Source organism: Pseudomonas sp. TH41, assembly GCF_016650695.1.
Taxonomy (GTDB): Bacteria; Pseudomonadota; Gammaproteobacteria; order Pseudomonadales; family Pseudomonadaceae; genus Aquipseudomonas.
Map to the genome: position 1 here is coordinate 360734 of NZ_JAEKFH010000005.1, position 26733 is coordinate 387466.

Genomic DNA, 26733 nt, shown 5'->3' on the forward strand with positions numbered 1-26733 from the left:
CGAATTTGGATGGGATTTACAAAAATCTAGGCCGCGTATCATATCCAATTTAGGTAAAACTGTACCAGCGCTGCGGCAAGATCCGCTTGCAAGCCCTGTTCCAGACACCACGCTTCGGCATGTTTTTGCAGTTCCGGCCCGTGTTTGCGGGTCGATTGCCAATGATCGGTCATTTTCTCACCGGCATTCCAGGCCCGCCATAGACCGCTGATCGCTTTGCTGGCCGGCTCAGAGAGGCCTTTTACATAGAGCGAAAGGAACGCTTCGAGCTTGTCCAGGTGAATGTCTTCATCCTGCCGGTAGATGTGCCAGAGCAGTGGCCGCCCCGCCCACTGCGCCCGGACAAAGGAATCCTCGCCGCGCACCGCATTGAAATCGCAGCTCCAGAGCAACCGGTCATATTGGTCCTGTCGGACGAACGGCAACACTTGCACGGTCAGGGCATCGCGCACATGGACCGCACCGGCACCCAGTGCCTCTACCCCGAGCCAACGCTCGACGTCGCCGAGAATCCGACCCTCCGGCACCAGCAGATGAGTGGGTGTCGAGTCACACGCCATTGCGTCGAGCCAACTGGCCAACCCGGTATTTTCGTAGGCAAACAGTGAAATCAACTGTGTGCCCTGCGCGCGATCAACCCCTAAACCCTGCAGGAAGGTTCGCTGCGCCTCGGGATCCTGCTGAAATTGCCGACGCTGCTCAAGCAATCCGCTTTCACGCAGTAGCCCACCGGTGCCTTTCTGGAACCCCGGAAAGAAAAAGAACTTCTGCACACTCTTGTACTTGACCGACGGCAAGCCATGACAGCCAATCACCCAGTCCTCGGCACTCAGGTAGTCGAGGTTCATCCACAGCGGCGGCTTTTCCCGCTCGGCCATGGCCACCATGTAGGCACTCGGCAATTGGCATGCGAACGCGGCGATCACCACATCAGCGGCTTCAGCAGGTTGCCAGTCAGCCGCCCATTGACGCACTTCGACCCCCTCCTGCCACTGCTGCGAGGCGTTGATGTCGATCGCCGGGCAAATGCGTTCGAACGCTCGCAGATCATCGACCCATAGACGAATATCCACTGCGTGTTCGGCCACCAGTTGGCGGGCCAGACGCCAGGTCACACCGATGTCGCCAAAGTTGTCGACCACGGTGCAAAAAATATCCCAGCGGGTTTTCATTTCAGGCATTCCAGGTTCCCGTTGGCAAAGGCGCCGATTGTCCGCATAAATTACCCCGCGCAGAAGAGCCGACGGCGATTAATCTTCATGCGACAATCGCCACTCGTCCGTGACCACCCGCCAGGAGGCAGTGATGCCCTACCGCCCCAACCCGCGCCGCCCGTTGCCCATTCAGCTCAATGCCCTGCAACTGACCGGCAGCATTGCCCTTGGTTTGTGGCTGGGTTTCCTCGCGATCGCCCTGACCTGCTGGCTCGCCTCTCGCCTGTTGTTCAGCGAGCAACTGGCGCCGGTCGCACACGCGGTGGAGCAACTGGCCAAACCGCCTGTGGTGGCGCGACCGGTGCCGGATATTCCGCCGCAGAGTCCGTTGTTCGAACAATACGACGAGAACCTGCGCAAGGACGAGCAACAGCAACGACTCGATCAGGCGCGCAGCACCAGCCGTAATCTGTCCAACCCGAAATGCCAGTTCTGGTTGCAACAGGATCACACCGCGCCGAGCGAAAAAAGCCGCGCCAATGTCCTGCAATTCTGCGATTGATCATGAATAAACAAACAGTCCATCAACTGATCCTCGACAAACTGCGGGTCGATCTCGACATCGCCGAACGTGCTGCGCAAACCGCGTACGAAACGGCGACCCACGAAGAAAACATCGCCGAAAACAAATACGACACCCTGGGGCTGGAAGCGTCTTATCTGGCCGCCGGGCAAGCCAGGCGCGTGGAGGAAATCAGGCAGTCGTTGACGCTTTGCCAGAACCTGACACTGCGCCCTTATGACGGTCTGCGCGGTATCGAAGTGGGCGCGTTACTCGGCCTGGAAGACGAAAAAGGTCGTGAGCAATGGTTGTTCCTGGCCCCCGACGCCGCCGGCTTGAAAGTCGATCTGGTGGGGCAATGGATTACCGTCATCACCCCTCGCTCACCGTTGGGCAAAAGCCTGCTGGGCAAGTTCGAAGGGGACGAGGTGGACATTTTGGTGGCTGGCACCCGGCAACAGTTTTCTGTCACCGAGGTCGTTTGAGGCAGGACACCCCATTAATGGACCGGCAGTTCGACGCCGTCGAACAATTCTTCCAGTTCCTGCTTGTTGTGGCACTGGATGGCCTTGGCCATGACTTCGCGGGTCAGGTGCGGGGCGAACTTTTCGATGAAGTCGCACATGAAGCCACGCAGGAAGGTGCCGCGACGGAAACCGATTTTGGTGATGCTGGATTCGAACAGATCACTGGCGTCGAGCATTACCAGGTCGCTATCGAGTTTGGCGTCGACCGCCATTTTGGCGACGATACCCACGCCCAGGCCCAGACGAACGTAAGTCTTGATGACGTCGGCGTCGGCAGCGGTGAACACTACTTTCGGCGTCAGGCCGCGATGGCTGAACGCTTCGTCGAGTTTCGAACGGCCGGTGAAACCGAACACGTAAGTCACGATCGGGTATTCGGCCAGGGCTTCGAGGGTCAGCTTTGACAGCTTGGTCAGTGGATGGCCTTGTGGCACGACCACGCAGCGGTTCCAGCGGTAGCACGGCATCATCACCAGATCACCGAACAGTTCCAGGGCTTCGGTGGCGATGGCGAAATCGACGGTGCCATCAGCGGCCATTTCGGCGATCTGCATCGGCGAGCCCTGATGCATGTGCAGGGCAACGTCGGGGTATTGCTTGATGAACGCGCTGATCACCGGAGGCAATGCGTAACGCGCCTGGGTGTGGGTGGTGGCGATCGACAGGGTGCCTTTCTTCTCGTTGGAGAATTCCTGGGCGATCTGCTTGATGCTTTCAACCTTGCGCAGAATTTCGCCGGCGGTGGTGATGATGCGCTCGCCGGCCGGGGTTACGCGGGTCAGGTGCTTGCCACTGCGGGCGAAAACCTCGACACCCAATTCGTCTTCCAGCAGGCGGATCTGCTTGCTGATGCCCGGTTGCGACGTGTAGAGGCTTTGGGCGGTGGCGGAAACGTTGAGGTCGTGGTGCGCCACTTCCCAGATGTAGCGCAATTGTTGAAGCTTCATATGAATCCCTCAAAGCAGGTAGACGCCACGGGCATCAGCGACGGTATATAACTATATTAATGGTTTGAAGAATAAATCTAGAACTTTTTTATCAAACTGCCATTGTCCGTGTTCTAGCGATCACCTTGGCGACGACGCTCCACCAGCGGCACCAGATAGACCGGCACCCGAGACAGTTGCAACACGCGCGCTGCGGTCCTGCCCAAAGGTGTTTCGACGCCAGCCCCATGGCTATGACTACCTACGATCAGCAAATCCACCGAGAGTTTCTGCGCCTGGTCGAGAATCACCTGCGACGGGTCACCCTGAATCACCCGAACCGCCTGAATCCGCTCCAGGTCTTGAGCCCCCTCGCCCCCCAGTTCTTCACGAAAGCTGTCGAGCACTCGCTGCTCGATACTGGCAATGACCGTGTTCAGGCCCTGACTGTGAAACTCGTTCAACGCCTGCTCATCGAGGTAACTCTGGAGCACCGACTCGGCGAACAACCCCATGGGCTCCACCGCGTGCACCACGTACAAATCGGCATTGAATGTCCGCGCCAGCGCCAAGGCATGCTGCATCACCAGCGGTGCGTACAGGCCGAGGTCAGTGGCGTACAGCATCGACCGAATCATATGACCTCCTCGCGTGCCAACATGGCGGAGATTGATTCAGCTTAGCAGTGCCTTGGCGAGTACGACGTTTCGCGTAACGCGTTGAACCGTGGGCTTAAACCTTTTGCTCGTTGCTTATGCCATGCGGCACGTGACCAGTGGCGACCACCTCGCGGGCCAATTCGCAATGGCCGGCCTGATCGTCGAAAAACACGTCGGCGGCAAAGGCTTCGAGGAATGCCGACTTGGTCAGGCCACCGAGGAACAGCGATTCGTCCAGACGAATGTCCCATTCGCGCAACGTGCGGATCACCCGCTCATGGGCCGGTGCTGAACGCGCCGTGACCAGGGCGGTGCGGATCGGGCAAGCGTCCTCCGGGAACTCACGCTGCAAAGCGTTCAGGGCGGCAAGGAAGCCTTTGAACGGGCCACCGCGCAGCGGCTCACGCGCCGCTTCACGCTCACTGGCCTGAAACGCTTCCAGCCCTCCAGCCTGGTAAACCCGCTCCGACTCGTCGGAAAACAGCACCGCGTCACCGTCGAAAGCAATGCGCAGTTCATCACTGGCAGCACGGCTGGCACCGCCCGACAGAATGGTTGCTGCGGCGAACCCGGCCTCCAGTGCACTGCGCACGTCCTCGGCATGGGTCGAGAGAAACAGATCGCAACCAAAGGCCTTGAGGTAGGGATAAGGACTGCGCCCGCCGACAAACGCCGCTCGGGAGATCGCCAGCCCATAGTGGTGGATCGAGTTGAACACCCGCAGCCCGGTGTCGGCACTGTTGCGCGACACCAGGATCACCTCGACCCGGGCCCGGCCGAGACTGGCATTGAGGTTCAGGAGTTTTTGCACCAACGGGAATGCATCGCCGGGCGAGAGGATTTCGTCCTCGTGTTCGATCTGATATTGCCGATAGGCTTCGACACCGCTCGACAGATAGACCTTGTGGCTCTCACTCAGATCGAACAGTGCTCGCGAAGAAATCGCCAGCACCAGTTTGTCGTCTATGCCCTTTGCCATGCCCTTCCCCTCAGGTTGATCGACTCAAGTGTTGCGTCGATCGATAAAACTCAAGCTGCGATACAGCGCTTCAATTCGCGGCAACTCACACCCCGCGGCTTTGGCGGCCGCCAGTGGACGGGCGTAAATCGCGGCCAGTTCCAGCGGTCGTTTGTGCAGAAAATCGTGGTACATGCTCGGCCAGTAATCCGGCATCTTCTCGGTCACCATGAACAGGTGATCGGCATAACCGGCCGGTATGGCATGACCGCAGGCGGTCGCCCCCTGAACCACTTCGGCCATCAATGCCTTGATCAGTTCCCGGCTGTCGACATCCGCCATCAGCGGCGTGGTGCTTGCCCCGAGCAGCACTGACAGACCGTTGTAAGGGATATTCCAGACCAGTTTTTGCCAACGCGCCTGATGCAGGTTCGGCATGGACTGCGAATCGATGCCGGCAGCGCGGAAGAACCCGGCGCCCTCCTCGACAATCGCTGTGCGCGTCGTTTCATCGGTCGCAGGACCGCTGTGGTAGCCGACATGTACCGCGCCGAGCGCCTGATGTGTGATGACGCCAGGTTCCTCACGATGCACGCAGATATAGCAGAGCCCACCGAGCAGGTGCAGCGAATCGGGGAGCCATTCGCGCAGACTGTCTTCGACGTCCAGGCCATTTTGCATCAGCAGCACTTTGGCACCGGGGGCGGCGACTTGACGGATTGTCGGTGCGAGATCCGCGTTACTGGTGGTTTTCGCGCCCACCAGCAACCAGTCGCAGGGCGGCATGTCTTCGGCGCTCGAATAGGCCTGAACCGGGTTCAAGGTCAGCGCGCCATGGACCGCGCTGTCGACCTGAAGCCCTCGCTCAGCCACCGCGGAAAATTCACTGCGCAACAGAAAGTGCACATCGAAGCCGGCACGCGCCAGCATCGCCCCGTAGAAACCGCCGATCGCACCGGTTCCGATAATACCGATTGTCGGTTTGGCAACTGCCCCCATCATGGCAACTCCTCTGCAATTCGATTCAGTGCCTGACCCACGGCGGCATTGAGCTCGGTGCTGGTCAGGCGTGTTTTAAGTGCGCCGAAGAACTCACCGTCGCGAACGACAAACAGCGCCGGCAAATGAAAGACCTGATAACGCTCGACCACCCCGCCATTGTTCCCCGCATCGATCCAGCACAACTGATCGAGCTCCAGGTCGAGTCGTGGCAATTGCTCACGGCCAAAACGGCAACTGGCGCAGCCAACGCTGGTGAAAATCACCAGCGACACCCCGCTCATCGCCAGCAGCCGTTGGTCGGCGTCGAAATCGGTCAGTTCCCATTCGACCACTATACTGGGGGAAACAATGTCAGATGGCCGACACATGGAGTCCGTGTTCATGGGACGTTTTCTTCCTCACCCTGACGATGTGCCTGTTGAATTAACGTTGCTCACACATGAGTGCATATCGCGGCAACGGCTGCACACTATCAGCCTCGGGGGCATGGCTTGCAATTACCACCGCGCCTGGCGCCACGGTACCGCGCTGGAAGTGCGCATGCCGACCTTGAATCCCGACTTGCGTTTTCTAGGCTATGTGGCCTGGTGCCTGCGACGAAAGCGCGGCTATCTGGTGGGCATTGCCTTTGTGGATGAGCAGATGCTGTTCAGTGCCCGGATGGGCGAGCAGGTGTGTCAGATCGAACATTACCGCCGCCTGCACGACGTGCACGAAGATCTGCAGGATGCTCAAGCCCTGGCGCTTGAATGGGTCCAGGAACATGCCGACGAGTTCTCCCACGACACGGTTCGCAAGGCATTTGCACAGCCGATGCTGGATTAAACCCGTGTCTGCCCATTGTCGAGCAGGCGCGTAACGCGCTAAGGTTCGGCTCCCCGACGCGCTTAATTTGCTGTGCTCCGCCGCGCGGGTTCGCTGGCGGCCGGCACCCGTGACCTGACGAGTAAACGATGGCTGATTTACCGATCAACGACCTAAACGTCGCCTCCAACGAGACGCTGATCACTCCCGATCAGCTCAAGCGTGATATCCCTCTGAGCGACGCTGCGCTGCGCACCGTCACCAAGGGTCGCGAAGTCATTCGCAACATTCTTGACGGCACCGACCACCGCCTGTTTGTCGTCATCGGGCCTTGCTCGATCCACGACATCAAGGCGGCCCACGAATACGCCGAGCGCCTGAAGGCGCTCGCGGCCGAAGTGTCCGATACCCTGTATCTGGTCATGCGCGTGTATTTCGAGAAGCCACGCACCACCGTCGGCTGGAAAGGCTTGATCAACGACCCGTACCTGGACGACTCTTTCAAGATTCAGGATGGCCTGCACATCGGTCGCCAATTGCTGCTGGACCTGGCCGAGATGGGCTTGCCGACGGCGACCGAAGCTCTCGACCCGATCTCCCCGCAGTACTTGCAGGACCTGATCAGCTGGTCGGCCATCGGCGCACGCACCACCGAATCCCAGACTCACCGGGAAATGGCTTCCGGCCTGTCCTCGGCTGTCGGCTTCAAGAATGGCACCGACGGTGGCCTGACCGTGGCGATCAACGCCTTGCAATCGGTTTCCAGCCCACACCGTTTCCTGGGCATCAACCAGGAAGGTGGCGTATCGATCGTCACGACCAAGGGCAACGCCTACGGTCACGTCGTGCTACGCGGTGGCAACGGCAAGCCGAACTACGATTCGGTCAGCGTTGCGCTCTGCGAGCAAGCGCTGAACAAGGCCAAGATCAAGCCGAACATCATGGTCGACTGCAGCCATGCCAACTCCAACAAGGATCCAGCCCTGCAACCGCTGGTGATGGAGAACGTCGCCAATCAGATCCTCGAAGGCAACCAGTCGATCATCGGCCTGATGGTCGAAAGTCACCTGAACTGGGGCTGCCAGGCGATTCCGAAAGACCTCGCCGACTTGCAATACGGCGTGTCGATCACCGATGCCTGCATCGACTGGTCCGCAACCGAAAACACCTTGCGCAGCATGCATGCCAAACTCAAGGATGTGCTGCCAAAACGCGATCGCAGCTGATCGCGCCGCCCTGCAAACAAAAAACTGCAGACAAAAAAACGCCGGGCTAAACCCGGCGTTTTTTTATGCGTTTGATTTGTGGAAGGTCACTGGCTCAGCTTGGCAGCGTGGCGCTGGTGACGCTCCATGTAGCGCTCCACGTAGGAGCACGACGGAATGACGGTGTAACCCATTTCCTCAGCGTATTGCAGCGCCTGCTCGGTCAACGCGGCCGCAATGCCCCGACCACGCAACGCGTTGGGCACAAAGGTGCGGTAGATATCCAGGGTCTGCTTCCCCAGATCCATATAGGTCAGATAGGCACGATGACCGTCCACATTGGTCTCGAACTGATGACCAGCCTGGTCATGGTGGATGGACAACGCCTCGCTCATCACTACTCCTCGCGGGTCTTGAATTCTGACCCCTACCTTACCGATGTTTTTCCGGCGAAGGAACATCTACGCCACCCCGTGCCTGAATGGACACCAAGAAGAGCCGCACCAATCTCGCGCAACCGGGCACGTATCAAATAGTAGGCACCATTGGCAAAAATGCTCAAGGTACGCTCGTCATCATGCAGGTTGGCGGGCGCTGCTCCGGGTCACGCAGGGACGGCTCGCCCGAATCTCCGCGGGTCGATAGCCTGAACATTGCCGGATATTGAGACTTAAGACGAGCGCCCTTTCTTAAAGTCACCTCTACATGGATAAAGATATGAGAGGCAGCGCGCAAAATCCGAACGAAAGTATAGACGAATCCATGTTGGGAGACTTAAGCCAAGACCGAAAAAGCAACGGCGACGACGCGGAACTTTTCCATGGCGGATCGCTCAGCTCAGGGCCTCGTAGCTGGATATTTTTTAAGCAATTGCAGTTAAAAGTTGCTCGAAAAAGAATCAACGCCTACAATTTTTTTTGCTTCTTGCTTTACGTCAGTTTACTTACGACAAGTAATGGGTAGTATGTACGCCGGCTAATTCCTCACTCTGAGGAGATAGCTACTTAATAGAAAGTCCTTGAAGGGGAACACGATGAACAACGTTCTGAAATTCTCTGCTCTGGCTCTGGCCGCAGTTCTGGCTACCGGTTGCAGCAGCGCATCGAAAGAAACCGAAGCACGTCTGACCGCTACTGAAGACGCAGCAGCTCGCTCCCAGGCTCGTGCAGACGAAGCTTACCGTAAAGCTGATGAAGCTCTGGCTGCTGCTCAAAAAGCACAACAGACTGCTGACGAAGCTAACGAGCGTGCTCTGCGCATGCTGGACAAAGCTAGCCGCAAGTAATAGTCCTTCGGGATTATTATCAAGCCGACCCATTTTTTGGGTCGGCTTTTTTATTGCCCGGTGTTTTGTACAGGTAATAAAAAACCCGCCGACGCGGTCAGCATCGGCGGGTTCCTTTCAGGCGTTACTGCAGCGGGTCGATGGGTACACTCGACACCATCGGCGCAGAAGTATTGGGCACAGCGATTTCCACCGGCAGCCCATCTTCAGCGGCAACAACATCACGCACCACATCCCAGTTCATGCGCAGGTTATTGGTGATGTCCTCACGCTTGAGCATCGCGTTGATCACAGCGGTGTGCTTGTCGACCACCGACGGGTTGCCGTTGTCGTCCAGCGGCGTGTGCGCTTCGAGATAGACCTTACCGCCACTCATACCGAACTTGTACGGGTCGTTAATGATCCGCACTGACGTACCGACTGGCACCATGCCCGCCATTTCCAGCACGTTGTTGTTGTACATCCGGAAGCAGCCATGGCTGGTGCGCATGCCGATGCCGAATTTCTTGTTCGAGCCGTGAATCAGGTAGCCCGGAGTGCCAAGACTGAACTTGAACGGCCCCAGGGGGTTATCAGGGCCGGCCGGCACCACATTTGGCAATGGGTCACCATCGGCGGCGTGTTCGGCCTTGATTGACGCTGGAGGCGTCCAGGTCGGGTTCGGCGTTTTTGCGGTGATCGTGGTATGGGCGATCGGCGACCCCCAACCCTCACGACCGATCCCCAGCGGGAAGGTGTACACCACGTTCCGGCCTTTCGGATAGTAGTAGAGGCGGTATTCAGCCAGGTTGATCACGATACCTTCACGCGGACCCGGCGGCAGGATGAAACGGGTCGGCAGAATAATTTCGGTGCCGGCGCCCGGCAGCCAGGCGTCGATGCCCGGGTTGGCCGCGACCATTTCCGAATAGCCCAGATCGTAAGTGGTACCAAGGTCGGCGAAGGTATCTTCGTACTTGGCCTTGATGACCTGAACCTGGCCAACGATGTCTTCACCGGGCGGTGGTAGAGGCAGCTCCAATGCTGCAACGGGACCGGCCACACAGAGGGCGGCAAGAGTCAGGCAGCGGGTGACGGCAGGAAAGCGCGGCAACATCCGGAAAATCCTTCGCATGATCAACAGAGGGTATAAAAACGGAATTGTACACTGACGTCTGAAATTTCGGGGAGTTAGCCGATAGCAAGCTATCTTTGATGCGTCAAAGCTCGAAGCGCAGCTCTGGCCAGATCGGCGATGTGCCGCGTTTTTGCGATTCCAGGATCGCGCGGCACAAGGAGCACAAGCGCTGGTCCTGGAACACCCGGCGGTCGACGCTCGACCAGCGCGGCTGTGCCGGTAGCAGGCTGCCGCACAAGGTTCGGTCCGCCGAACCACCCAGCTCCAGCTGACGTGTCACCAGATGTACCCGCACTTCCTGGCAGGCGAACAGATCCAGCTGTTCGTCAGGCTCGATCAGTTGATAGGCAAAAAGTGACCAGGCGGGACGCGGCATCGGGGGCTCCAAATCGGGGGCGCCACCTTAGCCGAAAGCCTGCCCTTAGAAAAGTGTCATAACAACGGTTTTAGCGTAGGCCAGACATTTTCCAGCAACTTGTCCTGAGCCCCGGCAGCCGGGTGCAGGCCGTCGGCTTGCATCAAGTCGGGATGACCGCCTACACCGTCGAGAAAAAACGGCACCCACGGAATCTTTTTCTCGCTGGCCAGGTTGCTGTAGACCTCGGCAAAGGCCTTGGTGTAGCGAACGCCGTAGTTGGGTGGCAATTGCATGCCGAGCAGCAGCACTTTGGCACCGCTGGCGCGAGAGCTGTCGATCATCGCTGCAAGGTTTTGTTGCAATTGCGTCGGCAGCAATCCGCGCAGCCCGTCATTGCCCCCCAATTCGAGGATCACCAGCTCAGGTTTATGCTCCGCAAGCAGCGCGGGCAGGCGCGCCTGGCCTCCGGCACTGGTGTCGCCGCTGATGGACGCGTTAACCACCTGATCGTCGAAACCTTCGCGCTTGAGCCGTTGCTCGAGCAAAGACACCCACCCCAAGCGGGTATCCAGTCCGAAACCGGCGCTGATACTATCGCCAACGATCAGGACTGTACCCGCCGCTGCGTTCTGGGCCATGCATATCAAGGCCAGGCCAGCACTCAAAAACCACACACGCATCGGATTCTCCATGGGCGCAAGCATTCTCACCGCGAAGAACCTCAGCAAAGTGGTACCCAGCGCGGAAGGTGAACTGACTATCCTGCACGAACTCAGCCTGGAACTGAACAAGGGCGACAGCCTGGCCATCGTCGGCGCGTCCGGTTCCGGCAAATCCACCCTCCTCGGCCTGCTCGCCGGCCTCGACCTGCCAAGCAGCGGCGAAGTCACCCTCGCCGGACAAGGCCTGAGCAACCTCGACGAAGACCAGCGCGCCCGCATTCGCGCAGAGCATGTCGGTTTTGTCTTTCAATCATTCCAACTGCTCGACAGTCTCAACGCCCTGGAAAACGTCATGCTGCCGCTGGAGCTCGATGGCCGAAAAGACGCCCGCGAGCGCGCCACCGAACTGCTGCAACGGGTCGGGCTGGGGCAACGCCTGACCCATTCACCCCGTCAGCTCTCCGGCGGCGAACAACAACGCGTGGCAATTGCCCGAGCGTTTGCCGCCGAACCCGACGTGCTGTTTGCCGACGAGCCTACCGGCAACCTCGACAGCCACACGGGCGAACGCATCAGCGACCTGCTGTTCGAACTGAACCAGGAACGCGGCACCACCCTGGTGCTGGTAACGCACGATGAACGCCTGGCACATCGCTGCCGGCGCCTGATCCGCCTTGAAGCCGGCCTGCTGGTCGCCCCTCTGGAGCCTTGATGGCACGCCTGCCGCTGTTGCGCCTGTTCAGTCTCGCCATTCGCCAATTGCTGCGCGACGCCCGTGCCGGTGAGTTGCGGGTATTGTTTTTCGCCCTGGTGGTGGCCGTGGCGGCGAGTACTGCCATCGGTTACTTCGGGGCTCGCCTCAACGGCGCGATGATGCTGCGCGCCACCGAATTTCTCGGTGCCGACCTGCTGCTTGAAGGCAGCTCACCGGCCCGGCCCGAACAGATAAAAAGCGGTACCGAACTGGGCCTCGAACATGCTCAGGTGGTGGAATTCTCCAGCGTTATCGCCACCGACAACGGCATTCAACTGTCCAGCATCAAGGCCGCCGATGACGTCTATCCACTGCGCGGCGAACTGAAAAGTGCTCCCGCGCCTTACGCGCCGGAAGAAGCCGGTGGCGGACCGAAACCGGGCGAAGCCTGGGTCGAAGCGCGACTGCTGACCGCGCTGGATTTGAAGATCGGCGACAGCATCGACGTCGGCCTGCGAACCCTGAAACTGGCTCGGGTGCTGACTTACGAACCGGACCGCGCCGGCAATTTCTACAGCCTGACGCCACGGGTGCTGATCAATCTCAGTGACCTGGCGGCGACCGGCGTGGTGCAACCCGGCAGTCGGGTCAGTTACCGCGAACTCTGGCGCGGCAACGCCGAGGCACTGGAAACCTATCGTCAACTGATCAAGCCCGGCCTCGCGGCCAACCAACGCCTACAGGACGCCCGCGACGGCAACCGGCAGATCGGTGGCGCCCTGGGGAAAGCCGAACGTTACTTGAACATGGCCAGCCTGGTGGCGGTTCTGCTGTCCGGTGTGGCGGTGGCGCTGTCGGCGACGCGCTTCGCCACCCGCCGATTCGATGCCAGTGCATTGTTGCGGTGCCTGGGTTTGTCCCGTCGGGAAACCTTGCTGCTGTTCAGTTTTCAACTGGCAGTCCTCGGACTGCTCGCCAGCCTCAGCGGTGCACTTATCGGCTGGCTGGCACAACTCGGGCTGTTCGCACTGCTGCATGATCTGTTGCCCACCGATGTTCCCCCGGGCGGTCTGTTTCCGGCCATCGCCGGGATTGGCACCGGGATGGTGGCGCTGGCCGGTTTTGCGCTGCCACCACTGGCCGCGCTGGGTCGCGTTCCGCCATTGCGGGTATTACGTCGAGACATGCTGCCGATCCCCTCCAGCACCTGGATGGTCTACGGCGCGGCACTGGGTGCACTTGGACTGATCATGTGGCGCCTGAGCCTGGACCTGGTGCTGACCTTCGCCCTGCTCGGCGGAGGCGTGATCGCTGCGCTGCTGTTGGGCGGCTTACTGTTACTCCTTCTGAAGAGCTTGCGCCGGATGCTGGCGGGAGCCACCTTGCCGTGGCGCCTCGGTCTGGGCCAATTGCTGCGTCATCCACTGGCGGCCGCGGGACAGTCCCTGGCCTTCGGTTTGATTCTGCTGTCCATGGCGTTGATCGCCTTGTTACGCGGTGAGTTGCTGGATACCTGGCAAAATCAGTTGCCGAAAAACGCGCCAAACTATTTCGCCCTGAACATTCTCCCCGCGGACAAACAGGCATTCACCGATCGCCTGATCGAACTGTCGGCGCAATCGGCGCCGCTGTACCCCGTGGTGCCGGGGCGACTGATCAGCATCAACGGCGCGCCGGTGCGGGATATCGTCAGCAAGGATTCGGCCGGTGATCGAGCGATCCAGCGTGACCTGAGCCTGACCTGGGCGGCGGACTTGCCGGCGGGTAACACGCTCACCGCCGGTAACTGGTGGACCGAACCAACGCCGGATGAGATACCCGGTGTGTCAGTCGAAGGCAAAGTTGCCGAAAGCCTGAAACTCAAGCTGGGCGATCATCTGGTCTTTACCGTTGGCGGGGTCAATCGCGAAGCGAAAGTCACCAGTCTGCGAGATATCAACTGGGACAACTTTCAGCCGAACTTCTTCATGATCTTTCAGCCGGGGACACTGAAGGATCTGCCGGCCACCTACCTGACCAGTTTTTATCTGGCGACGGGGCATGATCAGCAGATCGTCGATCTCTCGCGCAGCTTCCCGGCCGTCACCATTTTGCAAGTCGAAGCTTTGCTGGAGCAGCTACGCAGCATCCTCGCGCAGGTCACACTGGCGGTGGAGTACGTGTTGTTGTTCGTGTTGGCAGCGGGAATGGCCGTGTTGTTTTCCGGGTTGCAGGCGACACTGGATGAGCGCATTCGCCAAGGCGCGCTGTTGCGGGCGCTGGGTGCCGAGCGGCAGTTGCTGGTCAAGGCCCGGCGGATCGAGTTCGGCTTGCTCGGAGCGGTCAGCGGGTTGTTGGCGGCGCTGGGTTCGGAGCTGGTGAGTCTGGTGCTCTACCGCTACGCCTTCGACCTGCCCTGGCATCCGCATCCGTGGCTGCTGATGCTGCCACTGATCGGCGCCTTGCTCATCGGCGGTGCCGGTGTATTCGGCACTCGCCGGGCTTTGAACGCCAGCCCACTGACAGTCTTGCGCGAGGGTTGATAAACTCAAACGCTCTCAATCAAAAGAAGTTGCCATGAGCCGCTATCGCCCTCCCCGCACCGCCGGTACCGCGCTGATCACCCCTGAAGGTGAAGCGCGGATGCGGGCCGAGTTTCATGAGCTTTGGCATGTGCGGCGACCGCAGGTAACGCAGTCGGTCAGCGAGGCCGCGGCACAGGGTGATCGCTCTGAAAACGCCGAGTACACCTACGGTAAAAAGATGCTGCGCGAAATCGACAGTCGCGTGCGCTTTCTCACCAAACGGCTGGAAGCACTCAAGGTGGTCAGCGAGAAGCCCAGCGATCCGAATAAAGTGTATTTCGGGGCTTGGGTCACGATTGAGGACGAGGATGGCAAAGAGTCGCGCTATCGCATTGTCGGGCCGGATGAACTGGATTTGAAACAGGGGCTGATCAGCATCGATTCCCCCCTGGCACGCGCCCTGATCGGCAAGGCGCTGGATGCCGAAGTTCGGGTCCAGACACCGACCGGTGAACAGTGCGTGTATATCGTGGCGATCGACTATCTCTGAGCCGCAGCGCTTTGAGCCTCAGCGGCGAGTAATCAGCCCTTGTCGGGCGACGCGGATCAGTTGTTTGATCACTTGCGGAGCATCCTCGACGCCTGGCGACTGGATCACCGCCAGATCGAAACTGTCGCTGGCAAACCGAGCCAGTGACTCACCTTCTTCGACAAACTGGATCAGGAAGGCTGCAGGGCCACCGGTCCGACGTGGCCAGCCATCGAGATAACGCAAGAGCGTCGGCTGATGTTTACCGCCAAGCAGGATTTTTGGATTGCGTTGGGTGAGATGTGCCGTGATCGGCGCGGGGCGTACAACGGGGCTTAGTGCATTCATTGTGTCGTGTCTCTGCCTCAAAAGTCTGCATGGCAGGTGAGAGGCAACACCGAACCAGCGCTTTAGCGGTATTTCGAAGCCTGTTTCAAGCTTCTATCGGCAACTCGATGAGTCACCTGGCGCCCCGCAAGTAGCTGTTTAAATCGGCGCATGAGCAGCATCCTAGAGAAGCTGACTGGACAGTGTCAAGAATCCTGAGCAACAAAAAGGGGCTGCACAATGCTTAGCGCTGTTCGCTCTTCAGGTGCTCGCATATTTGTGGCGGCGGGCTGATTGGGGGGCTGTTCTTGGGTGTATATCCGTTTTTTGGGTAGCGGCCGCTATTGGTTTCGCTTTTACAGCGAGTCACTTTCGAAAAGCCGGAATGCCGGCCCAGGCGAAAGTAACCAAAGCGCTTCTGCCCCTTTCGTTCGGTGCCTCAAGATCAAAAGATCGCAGCCTTCGGCAGCTCCTACAGGGGGAATGCGTACGCTCTGTAGGAGCTGCCGAAGGCTGCGATCTTTTGATCTTGCGGTTGCTTTGCTTCGGCTTCAGATCTGCCGCCCCCCGGAGCAATGCCGGAGTGAGGGGCAAAGCAGCTAGCCCGCAATGACGCGGTCGGCTGACAGCTTACCGGCACCTTCGACCATTACCGCGATGGTGCCACCGAGCAAGGCCAGGGCGAACTCATAACCGTTGTTGACCATGAACAGACCGTGAGGGAGGTGCACAGAGAAGATCGCCACCAGCGAGAGGATGGTCAGGCCGAGCGCTGCCGGGCGGACCAACAAACCGATGATCAAGGCCAGACCGGCGAAGAACTCCGTGCCACCCGCCAGCGTTGCCATCAGGTACCCGGGCGCCAGGCCAATGCTCTCCATGTACTGAGCCGTGCCCGCCAAGCCGTAGCCACCAAACGCGCCGAACAGTTTCTGCGAACCGTGGGCAGCGAAGATGATGCCGACGAAGATCCGCAGGACAGTCAGGCCGTAGCCCGCGCGGGTAAACAATACCTTGTTGATCAGTGAGCTCATGCTGAGTCATCCATTTTGAGTTGTGTGTTGGTTGGCCGCCATATTAATCAGTAAATCCAATGTTAAAAGCGCAATTATTTCGCCATAACAATCAGTTTAGTCGATCATTTTCGTGAGGCAACTTTCTGCCCCTGGGGCTCCAACGACTCCCGCTCCCGATCGAACGCCAGGTAATACTTGTTCACGCTATTAACATAGCTGACAGGTCCCATTCCCACCTGCTCCATGGCGATGCGCTCGACCTGGAAGAACCATTGATTGGGATTCAAACCACGTCGCCGTGCTTCGGCGCGCATGCCCTGAACCCGCTCCGGCCCGATGTTGTAAGCCGCCAGCACAAACGCCATGCGCTCACGCTCGTTGAGTTTGGGGCTGGCGAAAAACTTGCGGCGGATCATCTCCAGGTACTTGGCCCCGGCCTGCACATTGGCATCGAGGTCCTGAATGTTATTGACCCCTACTCGTTGGGCGGCGGACGGGGTGATCTGCATCAGGCCCGTGGGACCGCTGTCGTTGCGGGCACTGGGTTGCAACGCTGATTCCTTGAACGCCAGTGCCGCCAGGTTCAGCCAGTCCATGCCTTGGGCATCGGCGTGTTTCTGCAGCACCGGTCGAAGTTTTTCCAACCGCTGGCGATCAGCCTTGGCCAATGGATAGTGAACTTGATACAGGCGTCGATAGATCCGCAGGAACGCGGCATCCTGATCCGATGGTTGTTTGTAGCCGGTGAGGAAACGATCGATGCTCGCCCGCAGCATGGAGGCATCGCGGCGCACGAACCAGAATTCCTCACCCGGATCATTAATGAGCACCTGCCGATCGAAACGCAACTTGGGCAGAATCTTGCCCCAACGCTCGGCAATCGGTTGCTCGACGATGGTCAGGTGATAAATCCCGCCCTGGACCATCTCCAGCACGTCTTCGACCGCCAGGGTTGGGTCAACCCACTCGATCTTCACTGGCGGCAGTTTGTGCAGCGCGAGCTTCTGATTGATCTGACTGACCGCATCCCCGGCAGCACTGCCAGCGGGTAGTGCCAGGGTTTTGCCAGCGAGTTGTTCGAGACGGGTATAGCGCTTCTCACCTTTGATACCGACCAATACCAGTGGAATGTTGCTGGCAACCGGTTCACTGGTGCTGACGGCGTAGCCTGGTTGCAGGTCGAGCAGTTCCCCAGGCGCAACCAGATCCCCCTCCCCGCGCTGCAATGCACCGAGCAGTTGATCCTTGGCTTTGGGAATGATCTTGAGGGTGATTTCCTGACCGTCACGGGCGTGACCGTTGAGGTATTGCTCGAAGGCGCGCAGGCGATGGTATTCGACGCCGATGGCTTGGCCCTGGACTTCACCGGAGCTGTTACGGCTCTGATTAACCAGCACCCGCAGCACGCGACTGCTGCGGATGTCCGCCAGATCGCGCACCTTGGTTGTCGGTACGGCTTGCAGCGGTCCGGCCAGACGCGCAACCGCCGGCATCGGCAGCAGCAACGAACAACACAGCAGTAACAAAACCGAGGGACGTGTCATCCACTCTCCGGAAAGAATACTGGGGCCGATTTCAACAATTTGGTGAAATCGAACGACAGAAACAGAGCGCCTTGAGCGCTGGCAAAGTGCGAAAGACTGGCACAGTGATGGCACATTGGCCAACCCGACCTGTCTCGCGGCATCAAGAGACAGCTTTAACTCGTTGTAGTTCTTGGCTTTTCTTATAAATCTACAGCTCTGATATGCTTTCCGGCCTTTGGTCCGAGGTAGCACCATGCAACTCATCGATATCGGCGTCAACCTGACCAACCCCAGTTTTGCCGACAAACACCAGGCTGTACTCGACCGCGCCTATGCGGCCGGTGTCTGCCAATTAGTGCTCACGGGCACCAGCGTCGAGGGCAGCGAACAGGCACTGGAACTGTGCCAGCAACTGGATGAAACGGCGCAACGGCTGTTCGCCACCGCCGGCATTCATCCCCATTCGGCCAGCGACTGGAACGCCGACAGCGCCCAGCGTCTGCGCAGTTTGCTCAAGGAGCCGAACGTGGTGGCCGTGGGTGAATGCGGGCTGGATTTCAACCGTGATTTCTCGCCGCGTCCGCAGCAGGAAAAGGTCCTGGAAGAACATCTGGCGATGGCGGTCGAGTTGCAATTGCCGGTGTTTCTTCACGAGCGCGATGCCAGTCAACGACTGCTGGAAATCCTTCGTGATTTCCGTGATCAGCTGCCTGCTGCCGTCGTGCACTGCTTCACCGGCGAAAAAAAGGCGCTGTTCAGCTACCTCGATCTGGATCTGCACATTGGCATCACCGGGTGGATCTGCGACGAGCGCCGAGGCACGCACCTGCATCCGTTGGTGAAAGAGATCAAACGGGGTCGGTTGATGCTGGAGAGTGATGCGCCGTATCTGCTGCCGCGCAGTCTGCGACCGAAACCGAAAAATGGCCGAAACGAACCAGCGTATCTGACCGAAGTGTTGCGGGAAGTGGCGTTGCATCGTGGGGAAAGCGAGGAAGAACTGGCAGCGCACAGCACCGCGTGCGCGCGGTCGTTTTACGGGCTGCCAACGGTCGACTGACGCATTTTGTAGGAGCGAGCTTGCTCGCGATGGTCGCTAACGATAACGCATATCTACTGGATAAATGCGGTGTCTTGGGGACCATCGCGAGCAAGCTCGCTCCTACAAAAATCTTACTGACTGTTGCGCATCACTTCTTTAGGGACGTACTTGCCGATCTCGAATTTGCCGATCGCCGCGCGGTGCACCTCGTCCGGGCCGTCAGCCAGGCGCAGGGTGCGCTGCATCGCATACATGTAGGCCAGCGGAAAATCGTTGGAAACCCCTGCCCCACCATGAATCTGGATCGCCCGGTCGATAACCCGCAGGGCAACGTTCGGCGCCACGACCTTGATCTGCGCGATTTCGCTTTTCGCCACTTTGTTGCCGACGGTGTCCATCATGTATGCCGCTTTCAGCGTCAGCAGCCGCGCCATGTCGATCTCCATCCGCGAGTCGGCAATCTTGTCGATGTTACCGCCCAGGCGTGCCAACGGTTTGCCGAACGCAGTACGGTTCACTGAACGTTTGCACATCAGTTCCAGCGCGCGCTCGGCCATCCCGATCGAACGCATGCAGTGGTGAATCCGGCCTGGGCCAAGACGACCTTGAGCGATTTCGAAGCCGCGCCCTTCACCCAACAGCACGTTTTCGTACGGCACCCGTACATTCTCGAACAGCACTTCGGCGTGGCCGTGCGGCGCATCGTCGTAACCGAACACCGGCAACGGACGAACGATCTTCACGCCCGGTGCATCCACCGGCACCAGGATCATTGAGTGCTGCGCATGGCGCGGCGCGTCAGGATTGCTCAGACCCATGAAGATCAGAATCTTGCAGCGTGGATCACAGGCGCCGGAGGTCCACCATTTCTTGCCGTTGATCACCCACTCGTCACCCTCGCGCACGGCACGGGCGGCCATGTTAGTGGCGTCGGAGGACGCCACGTCCGGCTCGGTCATCGCGAATGCCGAGCGGATCTCACCGCGCAACAACGGTTCGAGCCAGCGCTGTTTCTGTTCTTCGTTGGCGTAGCGCACCAGCACTTCCATGTTGCCGGTGTCTGGCGCCGAGCAGTTGAACGGTTCGGGGCCCAGCAACGAGCGGCCCATGATTTCTGCCAGGGGCGCGTATTCAAGGTTGGTGAGCCCGGCGCCGAGCTCGGACTCAGGCAGAAACAAATTCCACAGGCCTTCAGCCTTGGCCTTGAGTTTCAGTTCTTCCATGATTGCGGTCGGCTGCCAACGATCGCCCTCGGCGACCTGACGCTCGAACACGGCTTCGGCGGGATAAACGTAGGTGTCCATGAACGCGGTCACGCGCTCACGCAGTTCTTGCACCTTGGGCGAATAAGCGAAATCCATGGCAGCTCTACCTTTTTAACGGACAGTTCAGAGGTGTTGTTCAGGTCATGCAATCGATGCTAGAACAGCTATGAAAATTTACCTAGCCTATTCTCGGCGTGTATTAACATTCATCACCGATATATGATCGGATGATTGAGAGCCCAACAATAAGAGTGCAGCGCAATGAATCTGAGCAAGGTCGACCTCAACCTTTTCATCGTCTTCGACGCGATCTACACCGAAGCCAACCTGACCCGCGCCGGGCAAATTGTCGGCATTACCCAGCCAGCGGTCTCGAACGCCCTGGCGCGTCTGCGCGAAACCTTCAACGACCCTTTGTTCGTGCGCACCGCCCAAGGCATGGTGCCGACCCCGATGGCCCAGAACATCATCGGCCCGGTGCGCAACGCCCTCTCGTTGCTACGGGTATCGGTGCAGGAAAGCCGCATCTTCAACCCGTTGCAGGCGGTGAAGACCTACCGCATCAGCATGACCGACCTCACCGAAGCGGTCATCCTGCCGCCGCTGTTCCAGCGCCTGCGCCGCCTGGCACCGACGGTGATCATCGAGAGCTTCCTGTCCAAGCGCCGCGAGACCACCAAGGAACTGGCGGCCGGGCGTCTGGACTTCGCGGTGGATGCGCCCCTCAACACGGACCCGCAGGTGCGTCACGTCAAGTTGATGGAGGACCGCTATGTGTGTGCCATGCGCAAGGGGCATCCGTTGGCGGGCAAAGAAAAATTCAGCCTCGATGATTATCTGTCCCTGACCCACATTCATATCTCCAGCCGCCGTAGTGGTTTGGGGCATGTCGACCTTGCGCTTGGGAAAATGGGCATTCAGCGCAAGATTGCCCTGCGCTCCCAGCATTACTTGATGGCATCCCAGGTATTGCAACAGACCGACATGGTCATGACGGTGCCGGAACGCTTCGCCCGGCGTAATGATTTGCACGCCTTCAGCCTGCCGGTCAACGATGTGCCCCCTGTGGAAACCCACCTCTACTGGCACGAAAGCACTGACCAGGATCCGGCCAACCGCTGGATGCGCGAGCAGATGATCGAGTTGTGCCAGCAGGTGACGGCACATGAGAAGAAACTCGACAAACAGCCGGGTTGAACACAGATCAAAAGATCAAAAGATCGCAGCCTTCGGCAGCTCCTACATTGGAATGGGCTACACCCTGTAGGAGCTGCCGAAGGCTGCGATCTTTTCGGCCTTGACGTAAACGTCAACCTGACATTAGTTTAGCGCCATGACCTTATTCGAGCGCGCCCATGAGCAGCCAGACCTATAGCATTTCCGACCTAGCCCGCGAGCTCGACATCACCACCCGAGCCATTCGCTTTTATGAAGAGCAAGGCCTGCTCAGCCCAGAGCGGCGCGGCCAGGAGCGCATCTATACGCCCCGTGACAAGGTCAGCCTGAAGCTGATCCTGCGGGGCAAGCGTATTGGCTTCTCGCTGGCCGAATGCCGCGAGCTGATTGAACTCTACGACCCCACCGGCGGCAATCAAAAGCAGCTGCAAACCATGTTGAACAAGATCGCCGAGCGCCGCGAACAGCTGGAGCAACAGATGCTCGACATCGAGCAGATGAAGCTGGAACTCGACACCGCGCAGGAGCGCTGCGCCCAGGCGCTGGAGCAGACGATCAAAAGCCTGTAGGAGCGAGCTTGCTCGCGATGGTGGGTCAGTTACAACGATGTTGCCTGACACACCATCGCGAGCAAGCTCGCTCCTACAGGGGGTTATCTCAGCATTCAAACTATCAGTACAGGTCCAATCCCATGTCACTTCCTACTCATGTACGCCTGGTCGAAGTCGGCCCCCGCGACGGTCTGCAAAACGAAGCGCAACCCATCAGCGTTGCGGACAAGGTGCAACTGGTCGACGCCCTGACCGCCGCCGGTCTTGGCTATATAGAAGTCGGCAGTTTCGTTTCGCCCAAATGGGTGCCGCAGATGGCGGGTTCCGCCGAGGTCTTCGCGCAGATCCAGCGCAAACCGGGCGTGACCTACGGCGCACTCGCCCCCAACCTGCGCGGGTTTGAAGACGCCATTGCCGCCGGGGTCAAGGAAGTCGCGGTATTCGCGGCGGCGTCCGAAGCCTTTTCCCAGCGCAACATCAATTGCTCGATCAGCGAGAGCCTGGAGCGCTTCCTACCGATCATGGACGCCGCCAAACAGCACGGCGTAACCGTGCGCGGGTACGTGTCCTGTGTGCTGGGCTGCCCGTATGAAGGTAACGTCGCGCCGGAACAAGTCGCCCGAGTCGCTCGCGAGCTCTACGCCATGGGTTGCTACGAGGTTTCGCTGGGCGACACCATCGGCACCGGCACCGCTGGCGCGACTCGCAAGATGTTTGAAGTGGTGTCCGCCGATGTGCCGCGAGAAAAACTGGCCGGGCACTTTCACGACACGTATGGCCAGGCCATGGCCAACATCTACGCCAGCCTGCTGGAGGGCATCTCGGTGTTTGACAGCTCCATCGCCGGCCTGGGCGGCTGCCCGTACGCCAAGGGCGCCAGCGGTAATGTTGCCACCGAAGACGTGGTTTACCTGCTCAATGGCCTGGGCATCAAGACCGGAATCGACCTGGACGCATTGATTCTCGCCGGCCAGCAAATTTGCTCCGTGCTAGGCCGACCAACGGGTTCGCGCGTGGCCAAGGCACGTAGCGCACAGTGAGGCGTCGGGGTGTTACCGCTGCCTCCGGAACGTGGGCACAAGCGAGTAACACGGAAACAAATTGTCGGGATTTAGCTGAGCGAAAAAACCTACAAAAACATAAATAGCTGATTTTAAAGGACTTTTAAAAGTTGGCACGGCTTCTGCTATCTCTATGGCATAACAAGAACAAAAAAAGCAGCAAGCCCTAATAAAAATAAGACGTAACGACTCTGACATAACAAAAACAACACGGCAGAGACGCAGCTAACAGATTTTTTTGGAGAAGGTGTGCTTTTCAGGGTGCTTTTCGAAGTAACCCGCAACCGGGCAGAGAACAATAAAACTACCCTCAGGTAGCTCCCGAACTGGTTGGATCGCTCAGCGAAAAAGCAGATCAGCGCTCAAAAAAATACGTTTGCTCTTGATCCCGGATGGGGATCGATAAAAACAGCGGTAAAGGGTCACGGTCACTAAAAACAAAAACAGACCGCCCCTCAATAATAAAAAAAGAGCACGCGCAACGACAAAATTAAAGGGGAGCTTCGGCTCCCCTTTGTGCTTTCTGGCATTCAGCATTTACCTCCCCCATGTAGGAGCGAGCTTGCTCGCGAAGAACTCAAGGGCACCGCGTTGATCCAGAATGCACGCGTTATCGTTGACGTTTTTCGCGAGCAAGCTCGCTCCTACAGAAGGTCTCTTCAGACCTGTTTGCTACGCAATTCCTCGATACTGATTTCCCGCATCCTGAATTTCTGGATCTTGCCCGTCACGGTCATTGGAAACTCCTCGACGAACTTGAAGTAACGCGGTGTCTTGAAGTGCGCAATGCGTTCTTTACACCAGGTTTGCAGCTCCTGCTCGGTGGCGCTATGGCCCGGGTGGAATTTGATCCAGGCGACAATCTCTTCGCCATAGCGCGAACACGGAATTCCGATCACTTGCACATCCGCCACGGCCGGGTGGGTAAAGAAGAACTCTTCCAGCTCCCGCGGGTAAATATTCTCGCCACCGCGGATGATCATGTCCTTGTTCCGGCCCGCAATGCGCACGTAGCCTTCGTCGCACATGCTCGCCAAATCGCCGGTGTGCATCCAGCCTGCCTGATCGATGGCTTCCGCGGTGCCTTGCGGGTTGTTCCAGTAACCGAGCATCACGCTATAACCGCGGGTACACAGTTCGCCAATGGTGCCACGCGGTACAAGGTTGCCCGCCTCGTCAATGATCTTGCTTTCGAGTTGCGGCTGAGTCCGGCCGACGGTAGTGACGCGCAGCTCCAGCTCGTCTGACGGACCGGTCTGTAAAGACACCGGACTTGTTTCCGTCATGCCGTAGGCAATCTGCACTTCGTTCATGTGCATTTCGCTGATGACCCGACGCATCACTTCGATCGGACAGGTTGCGCCGGCCATGATCCCGGTACGCAGGTTCGACAGATCGAATTCCCCGCGCTTGGGCTGATCAAGCATGGCGATGAACATGGTCGGCACGCCATACAGCGCCGTGGCCTTCTCTTCGGCGGCGGTGCTCAGGGTCAGCAGCGGATCGAACGCATCGTTGGGGTAAATCATCGTGCTGCCGTGGGTGATGCAACCAAGGTTGCCCATGACCATGCCAAAGCAGTGATATAGCGGCACCGGAATCACCAACCGATCATTGGCGGTCAGGCCAAGGCTTTCGCCCACCATGTAACCGTTGTTGAGAATGTTGTAGTGACTGAGCGTCGCGCCCTTCGGGAAACCCGTGGTGCCGGAGGTGTACTGGATGTTCACCGGTTGGTCGAAGTGCAGGCTGTCCTGACGTTCGCGCAATTGCTCGGTTGACACGCTGGCGGCCAGATCGGCCAATTGCGACCAGGGCAAGAAGCCTGACGGCGGTTGCGCATCGAGGCTGATAACGCCGCGCAGCTCCGGCAGCCGTTCACAGTGCAACTTTCCGATGGATTGCTCAGCCAGCTCAGGCACCAGCCCTTGGAGCATGCCGTGATAGTTGGAGGTTTTGAAGGCGCCGGCGCAGACCAGCCACTGGCAACCGGATTGCTTCAAGGCGTATTCAAGTTCCGAACTGCGATAAGCCGGATTGATGTTGACCAGAATCACACCGATTTTTGCGCTGGCAATCTGGCTGATACACCACTGGGCGCAGTTAGGGGCCCAGATGCCGAGGCGGTCGCCGGTCTGCAAACCCAGCGACAACAAGGCTCTGGCGTGCAGAGCCACCGCGTCGGACAGCTCCTGCCACGTGTAGCGCAACTGTTGATGGCGCACGACCAGCGCCTCTCCGTTCGGGTACTGCGCGACCGTGTTATCGAAGGCCTGACCGATGGTCATCGCCAGTAACGCTTTCTCCTGGGAACCACGGGTATAGCTGCGCTGCGGGCTTGCACTGGGTTGATCCATGACGACCCCTATTGTCTTTATTAGTGGGTGTTACGGCGGCCCCCTGTAGGAGCGGGCTTGCTCGCGAAAGCTCCGGATCAATCGACATTAATGTTGAATGACAAACCGCTTTCGCGAGCAAGCCCGCTCCCACAGGGTTGGCTCGCCTTATATGAACTGGCTCTACTCTCGCTTAAGTTGACGTTAACGTAAAGGGTGATTGACAGCCATTCGTCACAGGCTTACGTTAACGTAAAGGTGAGAGCCAAATCACTGCCCTCCCCGCCCTACAAAAAAGCCAAAAGGTGCCCCATGAGCTATCCATCCCTGAACTTTGCCCTCGGTGAAACCATCGACATGCTGCGCGATCAGGTCCAGTCCTTCGTCGCTAAAGAGATCGCCCCGCGCGCGGCTCAGATCGACATCGACAACCTGTTCCCCGCCGACCTGTGGCGTAAATTCGGCGATATGGGCCTGCTGGGCGTGACCGTTCCGGAAGAGTACGGCGGCGCTGGCCTGGGTTACCTGGCCCACGTGGTGATCATGGAAGAAATCAGCCGCGGCTCGGCCTCGGTCGCCCTGTCCTACGGCGCTCACTCCAATCTTTGCGTCAATCAGATCAACCGCAACGGCAATCACGAACAGAAAACCAAATACCTGCCGAAGCTGATCAGCGGCGAGCACATCGGTGCGCTGGCCATGAGCGAGCCGAATGCCGGTTCCGACGTGGTGTCGATGAAACTGCGCGCTGATAAACGTGGCGATCACTACGTCCTCAATGGCAGCAAAACCTGGATCACCAACGGCCCGGACGCTAACACCTATGTGATCTACGCCAAGACAGACCTGGAAAAAGGCCCGCACGGCATCACCGCCTTCATCGTTGAACGTGATTCCAAAGGCTTCACCCGCAGCAACAAGTTCGACAAACTCGGCATGCGCGGTTCAAACACCTGCGAGCTGTTTTTCGATGACGTCGAAGTGCCGGAAGAAAACATTCTCGGCGCGCTTAACGGCGGCGTGAAAGTGCTGATGAGCGGTCTCGATTACGAACGCGTTGTTCTTTCGGGTGGCCCGACCGGGATCATGCAGGCCTGCATGGACTTGATCGTTCCGTACATCCACGACCGCAAGCAGTTCGGCCAAAGCATCGGCGAATTCCAGCTGATCCAGGGCAAGGTCGCCGACATGTACACCCAGCTGAACGCCAGCCGCGCCTACCTTTATGCCGTAGCCCAAGCGTGCGAGCGTGGCGAAACCACGCGCAAGGACGCGGCCGGCGTGATCCTTTACAGCGCCGAACGCGCCACGCAAATGGCCCTCGACGCGATCCAGATTCTCGGTGGCAACGGCTACATCAACGAGTTTCCGGCCGGTCGTCTGCTGCGTGATGCCAAGCTGTATGAAATCGGCGCCGGCACCAGTGAGATCCGCCGCATGCTGATCGGTCGCGAACTGTTCAACGAAACCCGCTAAACGGAGCTGTC

The 26733-nt window shown here is 58.8% G+C and carries 28 protein-coding genes; 13 read left to right on the forward strand and 15 right to left on the reverse strand.

All coding sequences use genetic code 11. The annotated features are described in order from the left end of the window. Window positions 1-38: 38 nt before the first annotated feature. Entirely contained in the window at window positions 39-1181 is a 1143-nt protein-coding gene (earP, locus tag JFU37_RS20130) for an elongation factor P maturation arginine rhamnosyltransferase EarP (RefSeq protein ID WP_201117870.1), read from the reverse strand. A 124-nt stretch (window positions 1182-1305) separates the two neighbouring features. Here earP and JFU37_RS20135 point away from each other — a divergent pair, with 124 nt between their 5' ends. Together JFU37_RS20135 and JFU37_RS20140 are read left to right on the forward strand one after the other, a co-directional pair. Then, window positions 1306-1716, forward strand: coding sequence for a hypothetical protein (locus JFU37_RS20135; RefSeq protein ID WP_201117872.1), 411 nt, complete (start codon window positions 1306-1308; stop codon window positions 1714-1716). 2 nt (window positions 1717-1718) lie between these two features. Then, window positions 1719-2201: a GreA/GreB family elongation factor gene (locus JFU37_RS20140; protein ID WP_201117875.1), complete on the forward strand. Its 483-nt coding sequence runs from the start codon at window positions 1719-1721 to the stop codon at window positions 2199-2201. A 14-nt stretch (window positions 2202-2215) separates the two neighbouring features. Here JFU37_RS20140 and cysB read toward each other — a convergent pair whose 3' ends face one another. The 5 genes from cysB to JFU37_RS20165 all read right to left on the reverse strand — a co-directional run bounded on the left by cysB (window position 2216) and on the right by JFU37_RS20165 (window position 6171). Next, complete coding sequence (cysB, locus tag JFU37_RS20145) at window positions 2216-3190, reverse strand: HTH-type transcriptional regulator CysB (RefSeq protein WP_201117884.1); 975 nt, start codon at window positions 3188-3190, stop codon at window positions 2216-2218. A gap of 113 nt (window positions 3191-3303) precedes the next feature. Then, entirely contained in the window at window positions 3304-3807 is a 504-nt protein-coding gene (locus JFU37_RS20150) for a universal stress protein (RefSeq protein WP_201117885.1), read from the reverse strand. Window positions 3808-3901: 94 nt separating this feature from the next. Continuing rightward, window positions 3902-4807, reverse strand: coding sequence for a 5'-nucleotidase (locus JFU37_RS20155; protein ID WP_201117886.1), 906 nt, complete (start codon window positions 4805-4807; stop codon window positions 3902-3904). 24 nt (window positions 4808-4831) lie between these two features. After that, complete coding sequence (locus JFU37_RS20160) at window positions 4832-5788, reverse strand: putative 2-dehydropantoate 2-reductase (protein WP_201117887.1); 957 nt, start codon at window positions 5786-5788, stop codon at window positions 4832-4834. Then, window positions 5785-6171, reverse strand: a complete 387-nt coding sequence (locus JFU37_RS20165; RefSeq protein WP_201117888.1) for a thioredoxin family protein — start codon at window positions 6169-6171, stop codon at window positions 5785-5787. The genes JFU37_RS20160 and JFU37_RS20165 overlap by 4 nt, the downstream gene beginning before the upstream one ends. Here JFU37_RS20165 and JFU37_RS20170 point away from each other — a divergent pair. Together JFU37_RS20170 and JFU37_RS20175 are read left to right on the forward strand one after the other, a co-directional pair. Continuing rightward, entirely contained in the window at window positions 6170-6613 is a 444-nt protein-coding gene (locus tag JFU37_RS20170; RefSeq protein WP_201117889.1) for a PilZ domain-containing protein, read from the forward strand. The genes JFU37_RS20165 and JFU37_RS20170 overlap by 2 nt on opposite strands. Before the next feature lie 128 nt (window positions 6614-6741). Next, on the forward strand, window positions 6742-7818 hold the full coding sequence (locus tag JFU37_RS20175) for a 3-deoxy-7-phosphoheptulonate synthase (RefSeq protein WP_056740324.1): 1077 nt from the start codon (window positions 6742-6744) through the stop codon (window positions 7816-7818). Between the two features lie 86 nt (window positions 7819-7904). Here JFU37_RS20175 and JFU37_RS20180 read toward each other — a convergent pair whose 3' ends face one another. Next, a complete protein-coding gene (locus tag JFU37_RS20180) occupies window positions 7905-8192 on the reverse strand; it encodes a GNAT family N-acetyltransferase (RefSeq protein ID WP_020800382.1) in 288 nt (95 codons plus the stop codon). Between the two features lie 638 nt (window positions 8193-8830). On the opposite strand from JFU37_RS20180, the gene oprI reads away from it, so the two are divergent. Further along, complete coding sequence (gene oprI, locus JFU37_RS20185; protein WP_003199355.1) at window positions 8831-9082, forward strand: outer membrane lipoprotei OprI; 252 nt, start codon at window positions 8831-8833, stop codon at window positions 9080-9082. Between the two features lie 124 nt (window positions 9083-9206). Here the strand turns inward: oprI and JFU37_RS20190 are convergent, their stop codons facing one another. From JFU37_RS20190 to JFU37_RS20200, 3 genes are all read right to left on the reverse strand, one after another. Continuing rightward, on the reverse strand, window positions 9207-10178 hold the full coding sequence (locus tag JFU37_RS20190) for a L,D-transpeptidase family protein (protein WP_201117890.1): 972 nt from the start codon (window positions 10176-10178) through the stop codon (window positions 9207-9209). Between the two features lie 103 nt (window positions 10179-10281). Continuing rightward, entirely contained in the window at window positions 10282-10575 is a 294-nt protein-coding gene (locus JFU37_RS20195) for a hypothetical protein (protein WP_003226812.1), read from the reverse strand. Window positions 10576-10631: 56 nt separating this feature from the next. Next, window positions 10632-11237, reverse strand: a complete 606-nt coding sequence (locus tag JFU37_RS20200; RefSeq protein ID WP_201117893.1) for an arylesterase — start codon at window positions 11235-11237, stop codon at window positions 10632-10634. 10 nt (window positions 11238-11247) lie between these two features. Here JFU37_RS20200 and JFU37_RS20205 point away from each other — a divergent pair, with 10 nt between their 5' ends. Genes JFU37_RS20205 through greB form a run of 3 tightly spaced genes read left to right on the forward strand, consistent with a single transcriptional unit; the run spans window position 11248 to window position 14967 of the window. Continuing rightward, window positions 11248-11931, forward strand: coding sequence for an ABC transporter ATP-binding protein (locus tag JFU37_RS20205; protein WP_201117894.1), 684 nt, complete (start codon window positions 11248-11250; stop codon window positions 11929-11931). Further along, window positions 11931-14435: an ABC transporter permease gene (locus JFU37_RS20210; protein ID WP_201117895.1), complete on the forward strand. Its 2505-nt coding sequence runs from the start codon at window positions 11931-11933 to the stop codon at window positions 14433-14435. Before JFU37_RS20205 ends, JFU37_RS20210 begins: the two co-directional genes overlap by 1 nt. 34 nt (window positions 14436-14469) lie before the next feature. Beyond that, window positions 14470-14967: a transcription elongation factor GreB gene (greB, locus tag JFU37_RS20215; protein WP_008148506.1), complete on the forward strand. Its 498-nt coding sequence runs from the start codon at window positions 14470-14472 to the stop codon at window positions 14965-14967. Window positions 14968-14985: 18 nt separating this feature from the next. Here the strand turns inward: greB and JFU37_RS20220 are convergent, their stop codons facing one another. The 3 genes from JFU37_RS20220 to JFU37_RS20230 form a co-directional block, all read right to left on the reverse strand. After that, on the reverse strand, window positions 14986-15294 hold the full coding sequence (locus JFU37_RS20220) for a class I SAM-dependent methyltransferase (protein ID WP_201117896.1): 309 nt from the start codon (window positions 15292-15294) through the stop codon (window positions 14986-14988). Window positions 15295-15872: 578 nt separating this feature from the next. Continuing rightward, window positions 15873-16307: a DoxX family protein gene (locus tag JFU37_RS20225; RefSeq protein ID WP_201117897.1), complete on the reverse strand. Its 435-nt coding sequence runs from the start codon at window positions 16305-16307 to the stop codon at window positions 15873-15875. Between the two features lie 104 nt (window positions 16308-16411). Then, on the reverse strand, window positions 16412-17833 hold the full coding sequence (locus JFU37_RS20230; protein ID WP_201117905.1) for a transglycosylase SLT domain-containing protein: 1422 nt from the start codon (window positions 17831-17833) through the stop codon (window positions 16412-16414). 235 nt (window positions 17834-18068) lie between these two features. Here JFU37_RS20230 and JFU37_RS20235 point away from each other — a divergent pair, with 235 nt between their 5' ends. Continuing rightward, the gene (locus tag JFU37_RS20235) at window positions 18069-18875 is read left to right on the forward strand and encodes a TatD family hydrolase (protein WP_201117908.1); all 807 of its coding nucleotides are present in this window, start codon (window positions 18069-18071) and stop codon (window positions 18873-18875) included. 113 nt (window positions 18876-18988) lie between these two features. Here the strand turns inward: JFU37_RS20235 and JFU37_RS20240 are convergent, their stop codons facing one another. Next, window positions 18989-20218: an acyl-CoA dehydrogenase gene (locus tag JFU37_RS20240; protein ID WP_201117910.1), complete on the reverse strand. Its 1230-nt coding sequence runs from the start codon at window positions 20216-20218 to the stop codon at window positions 18989-18991. Window positions 20219-20383: 165 nt separating this feature from the next. On the opposite strand from JFU37_RS20240, the gene JFU37_RS20245 reads away from it, so the two are divergent. From JFU37_RS20245 to JFU37_RS20255, 3 genes are all read left to right on the forward strand, one after another. Then, entirely contained in the window at window positions 20384-21319 is a 936-nt protein-coding gene (locus tag JFU37_RS20245; protein WP_201117912.1) for a LysR family transcriptional regulator, read from the forward strand. Between the two features lie 158 nt (window positions 21320-21477). Further along, window positions 21478-21867, forward strand: a complete 390-nt coding sequence (locus JFU37_RS20250) for a MerR family transcriptional regulator (protein ID WP_201117914.1) — start codon at window positions 21478-21480, stop codon at window positions 21865-21867. 122 nt (window positions 21868-21989) lie between these two features. Continuing rightward, a complete protein-coding gene (locus tag JFU37_RS20255; protein WP_201117917.1) occupies window positions 21990-22889 on the forward strand; it encodes a hydroxymethylglutaryl-CoA lyase in 900 nt (299 codons plus the stop codon). Window positions 22890-23569: 680 nt separating this feature from the next. On the opposite strand, the gene JFU37_RS20260 is transcribed toward JFU37_RS20255, so the two are convergent. After that, window positions 23570-25267, reverse strand: a complete 1698-nt coding sequence (locus tag JFU37_RS20260; protein ID WP_201117919.1) for an AMP-binding protein — start codon at window positions 25265-25267, stop codon at window positions 23570-23572. 291 nt (window positions 25268-25558) lie between these two features. Between JFU37_RS20260 and JFU37_RS20265 the strand changes: the two genes are divergently transcribed. Beyond that, window positions 25559-26722, forward strand: a complete 1164-nt coding sequence (locus JFU37_RS20265; RefSeq protein ID WP_201117921.1) for an isovaleryl-CoA dehydrogenase — start codon at window positions 25559-25561, stop codon at window positions 26720-26722. The last annotated feature ends 11 nt before the right edge of the window (window positions 26723-26733 follow it).

Bases quoted from the DNA above. Each gene is read 5' to 3' on its own strand.
- oprI (WP_003199355.1), top strand. From the start codon at position 8,831: ATGAACAACGTTCTGAAATTCTCTGCTCTGGCTCTGGCCGCAGTTCTG.
- JFU37_RS20235 (WP_201117908.1), top strand. From the start codon at position 18,069: ATGCAACTCATCGATATCGGCGTCAACCTGACCAACCCCAGTTTTGCC.
- JFU37_RS20190 (WP_201117890.1), bottom strand. From the start codon at position 10,178: ATGTTGCCGCGCTTTCCTGCCGTCACCCGCTGCCTGACTCTTGCCGCC.
- JFU37_RS20245 (WP_201117912.1), top strand. From the start codon at position 20,384: ATGAATCTGAGCAAGGTCGACCTCAACCTTTTCATCGTCTTCGACGCG.
- JFU37_RS20225 (WP_201117897.1), bottom strand. From the start codon at position 16,307: ATGAGCTCACTGATCAACAAGGTATTGTTTACCCGCGCGGGCTACGGC.
- greB (WP_008148506.1), top strand. From the start codon at position 14,470: ATGAGCCGCTATCGCCCTCCCCGCACCGCCGGTACCGCGCTGATCACC.
- JFU37_RS20255 (WP_201117917.1), top strand. From the start codon at position 21,990: ATGTCACTTCCTACTCATGTACGCCTGGTCGAAGTCGGCCCCCGCGAC.
- JFU37_RS20260 (WP_201117919.1), bottom strand. From the start codon at position 25,267: ATGGATCAACCCAGTGCAAGCCCGCAGCGCAGCTATACCCGTGGTTCC.
- JFU37_RS20205 (WP_201117894.1), top strand. From the start codon at position 11,248: ATGGGCGCAAGCATTCTCACCGCGAAGAACCTCAGCAAAGTGGTACCC.
- JFU37_RS20265 (WP_201117921.1), top strand. From the start codon at position 25,559: ATGAGCTATCCATCCCTGAACTTTGCCCTCGGTGAAACCATCGACATG.
- JFU37_RS20200 (WP_201117893.1), bottom strand. From the start codon at position 11,237: ATGCGTGTGTGGTTTTTGAGTGCTGGCCTGGCCTTGATATGCATGGCC.
- JFU37_RS20165 (WP_201117888.1), bottom strand. From the start codon at position 6,171: ATGAACACGGACTCCATGTGTCGGCCATCTGACATTGTTTCCCCCAGT.
- earP (WP_201117870.1), bottom strand. From the start codon at position 1,181: ATGCCTGAAATGAAAACCCGCTGGGATATTTTTTGCACCGTGGTCGAC.
- JFU37_RS20240 (WP_201117910.1), bottom strand. From the start codon at position 20,218: ATGGATTTCGCTTATTCGCCCAAGGTGCAAGAACTGCGTGAGCGCGTG.
- JFU37_RS20155 (WP_201117886.1), bottom strand. From the start codon at position 4,807: ATGGCAAAGGGCATAGACGACAAACTGGTGCTGGCGATTTCTTCGCGA.
- JFU37_RS20220 (WP_201117896.1), bottom strand. From the start codon at position 15,294: ATGAATGCACTAAGCCCCGTTGTACGCCCCGCGCCGATCACGGCACAT.
- JFU37_RS20135 (WP_201117872.1), top strand. From the start codon at position 1,306: ATGCCCTACCGCCCCAACCCGCGCCGCCCGTTGCCCATTCAGCTCAAT.
- JFU37_RS20180 (WP_020800382.1), bottom strand. From the start codon at position 8,192: ATGAGCGAGGCGTTGTCCATCCACCATGACCAGGCTGGTCATCAGTTC.
- JFU37_RS20230 (WP_201117905.1), bottom strand. From the start codon at position 17,833: ATGACACGTCCCTCGGTTTTGTTACTGCTGTGTTGTTCGTTGCTGCTG.
- JFU37_RS20140 (WP_201117875.1), top strand. From the start codon at position 1,719: ATGAATAAACAAACAGTCCATCAACTGATCCTCGACAAACTGCGGGTC.
- JFU37_RS20175 (WP_056740324.1), top strand. From the start codon at position 6,742: ATGGCTGATTTACCGATCAACGACCTAAACGTCGCCTCCAACGAGACG.
- JFU37_RS20250 (WP_201117914.1), top strand. From the start codon at position 21,478: ATGAGCAGCCAGACCTATAGCATTTCCGACCTAGCCCGCGAGCTCGAC.
- JFU37_RS20195 (WP_003226812.1), bottom strand. From the start codon at position 10,575: ATGCCGCGTCCCGCCTGGTCACTTTTTGCCTATCAACTGATCGAGCCT.
- JFU37_RS20210 (WP_201117895.1), top strand. From the start codon at position 11,931: ATGGCACGCCTGCCGCTGTTGCGCCTGTTCAGTCTCGCCATTCGCCAA.
- cysB (WP_201117884.1), bottom strand. From the start codon at position 3,190: ATGAAGCTTCAACAATTGCGCTACATCTGGGAAGTGGCGCACCACGAC.
- JFU37_RS20170 (WP_201117889.1), top strand. From the start codon at position 6,170: ATGGGACGTTTTCTTCCTCACCCTGACGATGTGCCTGTTGAATTAACG.
- JFU37_RS20160 (WP_201117887.1), bottom strand. From the start codon at position 5,788: ATGATGGGGGCAGTTGCCAAACCGACAATCGGTATTATCGGAACCGGT.
- JFU37_RS20150 (WP_201117885.1), bottom strand. From the start codon at position 3,807: ATGATTCGGTCGATGCTGTACGCCACTGACCTCGGCCTGTACGCACCG.